The 11,511-nt window shown below is 45.7% G+C and carries 8 protein-coding genes; 4 read left to right on the top strand and 4 right to left on the bottom strand.

The features are described 5' to 3' along the window. Positions 1–195 precede the first annotated feature (195 nt). Genes DYU11_RS08990 through DYU11_RS09005 form a run of 4 tightly spaced genes read right to left on the bottom strand, consistent with a single transcriptional unit; the run spans position 196 to position 4,986 of the window. Positions 196–1,566: a caspase family protein gene (locus tag DYU11_RS08990; protein ID WP_147367911.1), complete on the bottom strand. Its 1,371-nt coding sequence runs from the start codon at positions 1,564–1,566 to the stop codon at positions 196–198. Then, the gene (locus tag DYU11_RS08995) at positions 1,544–2,404 is read right to left on the bottom strand and encodes a caspase family protein (protein ID WP_119667306.1); all 861 of its coding nucleotides are present in this window, start codon (positions 2,402–2,404) and stop codon (positions 1,544–1,546) included. The genes DYU11_RS08990 and DYU11_RS08995 overlap by 23 nt, the downstream gene beginning before the upstream one ends. A 7-nt stretch (positions 2,405–2,411) precedes the next feature. Continuing rightward, on the bottom strand, positions 2,412–3,206 hold the full coding sequence (locus DYU11_RS09000) for a caspase family protein (RefSeq protein WP_119667307.1): 795 nt from the start codon (positions 3,204–3,206) through the stop codon (positions 2,412–2,414). Positions 3,207–3,228: 22 nt separating this feature from the next. After that, positions 3,229–4,986: a M48 family metallopeptidase gene (locus tag DYU11_RS09005; RefSeq protein WP_119667308.1), complete on the bottom strand. Its 1,758-nt coding sequence runs from the start codon at positions 4,984–4,986 to the stop codon at positions 3,229–3,231. 242 nt (positions 4,987–5,228) lie between these two features. Here DYU11_RS09005 and DYU11_RS09010 point away from each other — a divergent pair, with 242 nt between their 5' ends. From DYU11_RS09010 to DYU11_RS09025, 4 genes are all read left to right on the top strand, one after another. Next, a complete protein-coding gene (locus tag DYU11_RS09010; RefSeq protein ID WP_119667309.1) occupies positions 5,229–6,959 on the top strand; it encodes a protein kinase domain-containing protein in 1,731 nt (576 codons plus the stop codon). Between the two features lie 14 nt (positions 6,960–6,973). Beyond that, positions 6,974–9,583, top strand: coding sequence for an ATP-dependent Clp protease ATP-binding subunit (locus tag DYU11_RS09015; protein ID WP_119667310.1), 2,610 nt, complete (start codon positions 6,974–6,976; stop codon positions 9,581–9,583). A 102-nt stretch (positions 9,584–9,685) separates the two neighbouring features. Beyond that, positions 9,686–10,873: a hypothetical protein gene (locus tag DYU11_RS09020; RefSeq protein ID WP_119667311.1), complete on the top strand. Its 1,188-nt coding sequence runs from the start codon at positions 9,686–9,688 to the stop codon at positions 10,871–10,873. A 173-nt stretch (positions 10,874–11,046) separates the two neighbouring features. Further along, positions 11,047–11,499: a hypothetical protein gene (locus DYU11_RS09025; RefSeq protein ID WP_119667312.1), complete on the top strand. Its 453-nt coding sequence runs from the start codon at positions 11,047–11,049 to the stop codon at positions 11,497–11,499. The last annotated feature ends 12 nt before the right edge of the window (positions 11,500–11,511 follow it).

Below are 11,511 nucleotides of genomic sequence, written 5' to 3' on the forward strand. Positions count from 1 at the left end.
ATTAATTTAACGGTAGATATCTCTGTAAATCTTTACTTTAGAAACGTATTCAGCAATAGGCTTACAGTAATACATCAAACGGTTCATTGTTTAATAGTATGGACTAATGGTAATACTCTCTGAAATGATTTCTATACAAGATTTGTTAGTAAGGACAAAGTTGGTTACAAGGATAGTAGTAAACAGGCTGCAGGCTTATTCTTTACAACGCCTGAGCAAATTCTGAACTCTTGCGACTGTGTCTCCTAAGTTGTCTATTGGGATAGCTAATTTACTGGAAGCAATGTTTCTAAATTGAGGATCATTGATGTAATCATTAGTTTCATCGAGCAATTCGGCTGTTTCACCACAGGTTTTGGTAAACCATGCTACGTCTTCAGGTCCAAGGTTAATTACATTTAGTTTCTGGGTAGCCAGACGAAAAAATTCCTGCCGATCAGTTGAATAATATTTACGAAATTCTTCAGCAGCCGCATCAGGCTCCATTGTGGACACTCGTCCACGAAAATTTTTTAAATAGCTCAAATGGCTTTGCAAGGCTTTGAAAGCCACCCGGTTGATAGCGCAAATGCCTGTTAAGTCTCCTGTAGATTCAGGGCTGGACACGGGTTCTGTGACAACAGGGCTAACAGATGGTTCGAGTACGGACGCGCTAGGGGAATCAACACGCGACAAACCAGTACTTACAGGTGAGGCAGTGGCTACAGCAGCTCCAGTTGATCCGGCAACAGTTTCAGTCGCAAAGATTTGAAAGACAGGCTCCTGTACTGCTCCTTGTTCACGGGCATATTCGATGGTTGATTGAGTTGAAGCGCTTAGCAAAGCCCTCCATTCAGCTGGTTGTTGACGAAATGATTTAGAAGTAAACTGCTTGAACTGATCGTAAAACGATGTAAAGAACCATCCCCCATCTTCACTACTATTCGACTTTTGCCCTCGCTTACAGGTATGCAACAAAATGGAGGCTCGGCTCTGTAAGAATAAGTTCTTCAGTTGCTCAGCCTGTATTGCTGATACATTCATGATACGTGTATTGTGCCCTTTTGCCTTCGAACGGTCATTAATTGCGCTATTGCAGGATTCACCGAAGGCCAGTGTCAAGCGGTTGCCTTTACGTCTTAATTGTTCAAATACAGCTTTTAGGTTGCGAGAATTAGTTGGGCCAGGACTCTGGCCCTGGGTTTTAAACAGGAGCATAGGCTCCTCCGTCTCCGAATTGTTCCAACCATGACCCATAAAATAGAAAAAAACAACATCGTTGGCCTCAGGCTTAAAATTGCTGAGGACCTGATCGCACCGGCTGGCCAAAAAATCTTTACCTTTAAAAACCATCATCTGATTTTTTAAACCAGTGGCCTGACACACATCGTTAGCCATTTCGGTTAGAAATGAAATATTCATGAGATTAGGAGCCGACAAGCCTGGGTCATCTGTATCTGCAAAAATTAACAGATGAAAGGTTTGGGCCGATGTTTTCTGTATCAATCCAAATACACTAAGATGTAGTCCTAGCATTACACTGAAAAATGTAATCAAAGAGGGCCTAATTGGTTGATTCGGTTTCACAACAGGTGATGGTTTGACGGCTGATTAAAGGCGTTTGGCGATTTTTTGTCTTTGATTGCGTTATCTGAACTATGTTTTCTTGAACATACTTCCAGGGCGATTGACCGTAAGACTGCGATTTAATCAAATTTGAAACGGCGTGGGTAAAGGCCATTAACCAAACTGAACCTTGCTTTAGTGAACTGTAGGCGCGTTGTCCCCGGTTGGCAGATGTCATAATAATAATTTGCCGTAGATCTTTTGCTTTAAATAAACTCTCATAAGTAGCTACGATGGTCATGTCGGGCAAATCGGTCAACGCTGGATTAGTTACGGTCGGTCTGACAATCGTTGATACAAATTGTTGAGTGCTAACTGTTCGCTCATCATTCTCAAAAAGGGATGAAGAATGACTAGGTTTATTATTACAATCAGCAGTTACCAGCAAGGTCCGAACGGGTTTTGCCCGAAACCGAGCCAATAAGTCCCGAACCGGTAAGTCTCCTCCATTTAGTTGAAGCGTTGGCCAAGCCTTTGGACCATCACAATACCCCTTGCCAGCATAATAAAACCAAATCATATCAATCTCTGATGACCGGGGTGAGAAGGTTTCAATCGTTTTGCGTATTACTTGGGGCGTAAAATTCGCGCTGTCGCCAAAGTCGTACCAGTGAAGTGTATAGTTTCCGTATTTTGCTATTTCTGTAGTAAACGCGCGCAGTCGTTCAGCATCTAATATCTTGTTGGGACGTTTTGCTGCGTTCGTCTCTATAACTGAAAAGACATAAAGATTCTGGCCATGCGCCATTTCCATCTGGAACCATAAGAAAAAGATTAATATACCTATTTTAGCCAGCATACAGAGATTAATTTTGAGAGGTATCAGAAGCTACGTCTCCTTCGTCGTCATCAACGTCAGCAGGGCAGTCTACAGCAAATCGAGGCTTTTGCATACCGTTCGATTGGGTTATGACTTTATCGATTAAACTACTTTTAACAGTGTTTGCTAAACGATTTAGCCCCCATCTGGGATCAGGTTCGGCCATCTGCTCTTTCATTGCAGCTAAAAAAGCTCCTAAAAAAACCGAGTTGCCGTTTTTATCACGCATAGCTCGCTGTCCAACTGAAGCAGAAGCAATCTTGATGAACATTTTTTTACATTCAGCATTTCCAAGAAAAAATTTCTGGCTGCTTTCACGTAGAGCCGGGGGGTGCGGACGAGGTATCAGCCGCGCCACATAGACCGGTTCGGGCTGATTATCGCAATCAGCGATTACTAAGGTTAGGTGTGCTTTGCGGGGACGTACTATTTCCATCACATCACGGCTAGGCGTTTCGTCACCGCTTTTTAATTTCATAATAGGCCACACCCGATCGCTGGCAGCCTCCCCTCGGCCTGAAAAGTAGAAAACCACTATATCCTTTCCAGCAAGAATAGGCGTTGCTCGTAACTTTGCTAAAAGTTCTCGACGACTGTAAGCCGTTTGAGTTGTAACAGGGTAGTCTAAATATGGGCCCACATAACGCCAAAAATTTTCCATCTCTGTTCGATCTTTGACCCCACGGCTGTCTTCAGGGTCAGCCAGGAAAAACAAGTGAATTTTCTGGGAATAACCATGAAGTGAAATCAGTAGAAATAAGCAAGTTAATAGTCGTTTCATATACTTATAAAAGGTAATAGGGCTACTTTTTCTTCTTTGCAGGAGTACCTGTCGGTTTCAGTTTACGAGCTTCGGGCTTCTTCGTGGCTGCTGGCTTAAGCCCCTCTCCAGGTTGTTCGGCCACTTCACTATCGTCTGTGGCTGGTAACCCCTTAACCAATCGCCTTAAACGCTTTTGAATGGATTTATATTCAGTTTCGCCCTTAGTAAGTTTATCTAAATCTGCATCCTGATAATTTTTAATAATTAAAGCATTGAGCGATTTAAACCGCTTGCCAGCGGATGGATGAGACGCGTAAATTGAGGAAATGGCATTGTTGCTTAAGGCAGCGGCAGCCAATGCTGTCACTTGCTGAGTTGTAGGGTTTACACCTTGTTCGGATAAAGTGGCAATTGTTGCTGCTTGACTTAGCATTCGCTCACCGAATGTTTTGGTTGGCACATCCGGAGTACGGTGGAACAGCTTTTCCCACAGTTTCGGTGCCTCCCGTGGATCATATCCAGCTTCATAAATGTAATTTAAACCAATACGATCAGCCTGATTCTCCAATCCTCGGCTGTAACTGCTTGATAAGGCCGCTCCACCAAAAGCTGATACCAGATTAGCCAGGTCTGCTGATTCCATGCCATAAGCCGCTACCATAGCCGTTGAGAAAACGGCTTTTCCAATGGCAATTCCCTGGCTTTTTTCATACTCTTGGCGGCTATGTCGATACGTTACATGAGCAATTTCATGTCCCAAAACGGCAGCTAATTGAGCTTCATTATCAATTTCATTCAATAATTGAGTATGAACGAAGACAGAACCATCAGGGTAAGCACACGCATTAAACGTAGTGTCAATAACAACGAAGAAATTAAAGTTTACATAAGCAGGATGATCTTTAGGCAATTTCTTAATATGATCAGGGACTAGCTTTCGTCCCACGCGAGATACGTATGCGTTAATCGTTTCGTCCTTCAATAAATTGAATTTAGCGTTGCCAAACGACACCTCTGTTCCATCCAGCGACAGCTTCTTGGTATTCCGCAACGTAGTCAACAGCTTCCGATCGGTCTCAGTGAATTCATCGGGAACAACGGTTCCTGATTCAACCAGAAGTATTCCATCGGTTTGGCGTTGGCCTCGGAGTTTAAGTTCCATGCCTTTCTCCATGTCCTTAAAGCTGCTGAAAAAACGACCTTTGTAGCCTTTTTCGCCAACTAATTTAACTCCTGACTTGAGACGTACTGCCTCTCCGTCGACGGTCGCAATCTCTCCATCCAATTGTTCATAGGTGCCACTAACCGAACCTGATCCTTTCAAGTCCGTCAGGATGGTAATATCCTGCATGACAAATTTTTTGCTGTACCGATACTCGTAAAAAGCAATTTCAATTTCCAGACCTGCTTTGAGTAAGTGCTTTAATTGCTGATAATGAGCTTTATCAATTGGAGCAGGGACCTGATCCTTAAAGGGCTTGTTACTAGAAAGAGCCTTCTGTTTGCGCTCTTCATACTTCTCGCGATCACGTTCAAACTTTTGGCGTTTACTTTCGTACTGCCGCCGGTCAGCCTTATCCATAAATACCAGAACACTATCCGGGTAATCGATAAACGAGTAGTAATCCCGATAGTCGTCCTCAATGTTTACTCTGATTTTTGCGTAGGGTGGTTTGAAGTCAACCACGTAACCCATCTTGTTTGAGTGAAGAATGGGGACTTCTGTTTGGGCTGATGCAGTCATCAATGAGCCTAATACGGCTAAGACTGCCAGAAGATAGCAGGATAGGTATCTCATAAGTTTGGATGGATAGATAGACTTTATAACCTTCCGCAAAGAAAGTCTCTGTAAATTAAAGTGATAAAAGTTGGGAATGCTACTCAACTTCTTATAAATTTCCCAAAAATCTTGTATTTTTTACCGGGTTATATTTACAACTATCCACTCATGCAACTACTGTTTACTACATTCACCGCACAGGTGCGATGGCTACTTGCCATTTACTCGGTCTATAGCTCATTCTCATGCTTCCATGAGCTATGAACTACACCGATTTTCGGAAGCGCTACCAGTGGAACGCTAAAATCGATAAGTTAGGAGAAGGCGGATTTGGCAAAGTCTATCGTGCGCTCGATACTGTACGCAACCGTCAGGTTGTGCTGAAAATCGCTGATGTGCCGACTGATCACAAGTTCTCCCTACAGCGCGAGGTCGAACTGAACCGTGACCTAACGCCCCACCCTAACATTGCCCAATACCGCAACTGCTACCGGCTGGAAGACGACCACGGCGACGAGCGCGACTACGCCACGATGGACTATTTCCCCGATGGAAGCCTGACAAACGTTATGGCCTGCCCTATCGATCCAGACGATTTACACGACATTGTGGAAGGGATGCTTCGGGGACTTGTACATCTTGAGCGGGAACAGGTCATTCACCGTGATTTCAAGCCGGGAAATGTCTTGATGGCTCGTGATGACCGGGGCCGTTGGCAACCCAAGATTGCTGACTTTGGGCTGAGCCGATTTACAGATATGGATACAACAGTCTCCAATTCGTCAATCGGTATTTCGTATGATTATGCCGCACCTGAGCAATTTCAGCCGGGCTCAGTGAATCGGCAGGCCGACCTGTGGGCATTAGGCGTGATAGTGTATCGGCTTTGTGCAGGTAAACTACCTTTTGCCGTGTCAGCGGACCTTACCGGCGAAAGCCGCCGATTGGAACTGATTCGGTTGATTAATAAAGCAGAGCTGCCTGCAGACACTAGTCTAATTGCCGAGCCTTATCAGACGATTATTCGTCGATGTTTGGTAAAGGAGTTAGGTGGACGGGTGAAGTCGTCGGAGGACTTATTAATCTTGATGCACAACATTCCCATTGTAGATAAAGATGAAGAAGTTTTTTCTCAAGTACATACGATATCAAATGGATTAGAATTACATGTTACCAATGATAAAGGCATTACTTACAAAAAAGAGATTAATACTATTAAATTTAAAGAGATTGATACTAATTCTAAACACTTGGAAGAGAATCCAAAAATTATAAATAGTAAATTTCCTACATCCTTAGTTGCTATTATAGTTCCTATGATATTTATAGTTTTGTTAATTTTTATTCTTATCGATCAAGCTTACAAACCTAATCGTAAGAAGAATGTAATTGCTAGAACAGATGATACTAATTCGACCTTTGTAGTTTGGAGGGACAACCCTAGATATAGCAAAGCTAGATTTATATATTATTATAATGAATCTCTGTCTGTCGACTACGATGATGTAACACTCTTATTGGGTTTGAAAGATTCAAATGGTAAGTGGTTGACCCCCAGAATATATAAAAAAATAGGAGAATTTAATGAATTTGGTATAGCCGAAGTTGATACTGACAAGGGGATTGAAAATTACGTAAGTATTCATGGGGCTCGCTTATTAAATGTAGAACGTGATAAGCCAATAGGATTATGCACAGGTATAGATATTAATGGTAGCAAGAAATACTTTATAAGGGGTTTTGCTGAAAGCAGGCTAATTGACGAAATTAAACCTGTTGACTCTGAAGGTCTTAGGCCAGTTAGAGCAGGGAAGCTCTGGGGGTACGTTGATCTGAGTGGGTATCTAGTGTTGCCCATCGTATTTGATTTAGCTGGACCATTAGATGGTAATGGATATGCGTTCGTAAAATATAAGGGCAATAACTACCACATAGACCGACGGGGGCATGATAAAAAAGGAAATACCATTGTAGATGTAGAGAACCTTTAAACATACACAACACCATGACCCTATCCGAAACCTCCAAACGTGCTATTCAAATTGCGCAGGCCGTAGCTAAAGAGTACCAACACGCGCAGTTTGCACCTGCCCACCTTACGTTGGGCTTACTCCATAACGATGTAACGCTGGCCTCCTGGTTGATGGCTATTGGCAAAGACGTGTATTACCTGCGCGACTGGGCCGAAATCCGGCTTGAAGATGTGCCGCGTTCCGGACGTGTTCCCGAAAACCCGCCCGCCGACGCGAAGGCACAGGCTGCCGTGCAGATGGCCGAACTCATCGCTCTGCAACTCTCATCTACTGCCGTCGAACCTATTCACCTGCTGGCGGCCCTGCTTAAACCCGGTATTGGGTTCACCGCCGATCAGTTGAAGTCGCTACCGCTGACCCAGAAGGAACTCCTTGATTCAGCGGTCAACGAGCAGTCGGTGATGGATGCTGTGATGCCTGGCAAACAAGACGGTAACGGCGCAGCCAATGGGCAGGCACCAACAGGTGGGCCCGGCGATGGGCAAAAAGCCGCGCTTTATAAATTCTGCACTGACAAAACGGCTGCCGCCCGAGAAGGTAAACTTGATCCAATTATCGGTCGTGACCGCGAACTGCGACTCATGCTCGAAATCCTGGGTCGACGTACCAAGCCTAACGTTATGCTGGTGGGCGAACCAGGCGTAGGCAAAACGGCGCTGATTGAAGGTTTTGCGCAAGCCATTATAGCTGGAAAAGTGCCTGCCAACCTTCAGGACGCTAACTTGTTCGAATTGGATTTGGGGGCATTGGTGGCTGGAGCCGCCTACAAAGGCGAGGTTGAAGACCGCATAAAGAGTATCATCCGCGAAATAAAGGCATTTGAGAAAGCGATTCTTTTTATTGACGAAGTACACGTCCTGCTCAACCCAAACGGTTCGGTCGGAACGGGCGTGTCGCAATTGCTTAAACCTGAGTTAGCACGAGGTGAGTTGACCGTGATTGGAGCAACGACCAATGACGAGTTTCGGCAATACATTGAAAAAGACGAAGCTTTCAGCCGGCGATTCGAGCGACTTATCATTCCTGAGCCCGATGTCGTAACCGCGACGCGCATGGTGGCAAATTTGCTTCCTTTGTTTGAAAAACATCATGGCCTTAAAACTGAGCCGGGTGTGGCAGAAGAAGCGGTTCGACTGGCAAGTCGCTACGTGAAAGATCGCCGATTGCCCGATGCGGCCGTTGACCTGCTCGACCGCACGATGGCCGCTATCCGCACAACCGGAGAAACAGCCCCCGCTGAGTTGGATAACCTTGCAACTCAACTCAACATGTTGCCTGAACAACTGGCTGAACAGGATACAACCGGGAAACTGGCTGAATACCGCTGGATGCTCCGGCAGTTTCAAGACCGGATCAGCCCTATTCTTCGGCAGCAAATAGAAGACAAGACACCACCGGAAACCATTGAAGAGCCAACAGAACTTCATACTTATTTGACGGATCGAATTGAGCAGCTTCGCCCGTTAGCCGATGCCAAGCAAGAGGAAGTGACCCGGCAGGACGTAGCGGCCATGATCTCAGCCAAAACAGGAATTCCACTTGGCAAACTGCAATCGAGCGAACGGGAAAAGTTGACTAAAATGGCCGATGTACTGCGGAAGCGGGTGGTTGGTCAGGAGCAAGCTATCACGGCTTTAGCTGCATCGGTACAAAGTACGCGGGCCGGTTTATCGGATGGTCGCAAACCAGCAGGTGCATTCTTTCTGCTCGGTCCGACCGGTACTGGTAAAACTGAACTGGCAAAAGCCCTGGCTGATTTTCTGTTTAATGACGAATCGTTCTTAATTAGGTTCGATATGTCAGAATTCAAGGAGGAACATTCAGCATCGTTGCTACTAGGAGCTCCTCCGGGTTACGTCGGTCATGAACAAGGTGGGGTACTAGTCAATAAAATTAGGGAGAAGCCTTACTCGGTGGTGCTATTCGACGAGATCGAAAAAGCGCATCCATCCGTGTTTGATATTTTCCTGCAGATTCTGGACGAAGCCAAACTCCGCGATAAACTCGACAAAGAAGGTGATTTTTCAAATGCAATCGTACTGTTTACCTCCAATATTGGAGCGCAACATATCATTCGCTCGTTTGGAGAGGGCAAGGTGCCGTCGTCAAACGATCTAACAGAGATTATGGCCCGGCATTTCCGGCCCGAATTTCTGGCTCGTATCAATGAACAGGGCGGCATCATCCCTTTCGCACCCATTACTACGCCCAACGCCGTTCAGATTTTTGGCATTCACCTTCGAGGTCTGGAAGAGCAATTAGCCAAGCAGGGTATTACACTCGTACTGTCCGAAGCAGCCCGCGAGCATCTGGCCCTGAGTGGTTTCACGCCCGAATACGGTGCCCGGCCCCTCAAAGGAGTGATTCGTAGTCAACTTCGGTTGCCCATTTCCCGCATGATCATAGCCGGTGAATTAACTAAAGGCAGCACCCTGACCGTCGATGCCAGCACTGAGAACATCTTAATCTGGAACATAAATGACGAAGCCCCGACAGGAGCTTTTGTGGCAACATCAACTGAATTTAAACCACCCGCAAACGCAGCACCCGTGTCGGAAGCCGATCCAATACAAACTTCTTAAACCAGTATAGGCTGCGTAGGTAACGGTGTCATTACAAAGTTTTTTACCGCATATTTTCACTGATCTGGGAGTTAGTACCCGTACCAAATCACATGATAGGCTATGTCATATCCAAGCTATAAAAAAACTAATCTGTCTGCTGGCCCTTACAAACCCTTTGCTACATCAAACTCGGGTGTATATAGCTGCTCATCGGACGATGCCCGCCTACGGCTGTTAGAATCGCGGCTGAACGCTAAGGTACCGGGTGTGACGCGACCCGGTACCGAGCTGGGCAAATCGCCCGAATCGGCTAAGCGATCTACCATAGATCAGGCAAGTAACGTACAGAAGATACTCTCTATTGGCTACGATTACAACAAGCTGATCCGTGACTCAACCGCTGTTTCAGAGAATATTCAGCTGCTTACCGAAAAAAGTAGCCGTTTGGTTACGGTAACCCATACGGTTAGAATCCGTGAGCTAACGCAGCTGGCCGTATTTGTCGATGAAACAACCATTATGCTAATAACCCGACTGCGCGTTTTTCAGCAAACGGTGCGGTTTTCAAACATTGACGAGGTAACAAGGAGTCTGAGTGAGCTGAGCGGGTTGCTGGATAGCCGCCTGAAGCGATTTGGGGCGTTGTTAGCGCAAGTACTTGAAGCCGTGGGCCGTGCGTCGGCAGCAGTAACAGGCTCCTCCAAAATAAAGGCGGTGCAAACACAATTAGCCCTGTACGTGAGCAAGATACCTCGACTTCAGACTGCTTTACTGCGCGGTATGTCTATGATTGGCAAGGCGCTGGCGGCTCTGGGTATTGCCATCAGCGCCATCCAGACCTACGACAAATGGAAAGATTATTCGGAAGATCGTTCGCCCGAAAAACTAAAGAAAGCCATTATTGAAAGCATTGCCTTTGTGGTGGGTATTGTAGTGATAATTGTCGGTGCTGTATTTGGGGGTACCGTTGCTATTGTTATTGGTGCTGTGCTTCTGATATATGGCATTGTAGAAGCATATCTGAGCTACCGGGATCCTAATCATCAAGATTCACTTTCGCGGGGAATATACGCTGTAGGGGAGGTACTGTATGCAAAAATGAACACGGCCATGGAAATGCTTTCAAGACTAGGCGAAGCCTTTGACAATGGTATACAACGGCTTGGGCATTACTTATACGACCTATATCAGAAGTTAATGCAAGCGGTAGACAGACTCACCGATTCAGTGGAAAAAAAAGCTACCGAATTGATCGACGATCTGCTACTACAAATGCGCGACACCCTGCCTCACCTGCCATATCCATAAGTTCGGCTTGCCTGTAAATGGCCTGAATGGCAACGGCTAACCGCTTACACAACTCACGACCTAAATTTTCAAAAAAATTTGCATCAACCTGTTGAACTACTTACATTAGCTCTTGAAAACCAAATACATGTCAATCTGCTTGTATTTGTCAAATCCACCCATTTTTAGTTGCTATGAACCCTACTCTCAATATGCCTGGTGCATGGGCTGCCGTTCGCGACGTCCCGCCCAGCCTTTCGCCCGTTAGTCTCAATAAGACGCTTTACGTAGCCAAGCTTTCCGACGAATTCAGCATGACACCCGAAGCCATTCCCGGTCTCGAATCGGTGGAGGATGTTATGGAACATTTTAAGCCAGAGGTGGGCGTTACGCTTGAAGATGAGCAGGGGGGAAGCAGCTACGAAACGTTCCAGTTTCGACAAATGGGTGATTTCTCACGCGAAGGATTGGTGGAGCAAAGCAAACTCATGCGCGATCTGAACCGTAAGATCCTCGATTTGCAGAAAATAGACATGCAGCTTCGCTCAAACAAACTGCTGCAAAATGCCCTTCTGAACGCGGAGGCTAGGCTGGCTATGCTGGAAATGATTCAGCAGATGCTCGATGAAATTGAGCAGGCTAGCTAGGTTAAACACCAA

Origin of the sequence: Fibrisoma montanum, from assembly GCF_003583365.1 — a bacterium.
GTDB lineage: Bacteria > Bacteroidota > Bacteroidia > Cytophagales > Spirosomataceae > Fibrisoma > Fibrisoma montanum.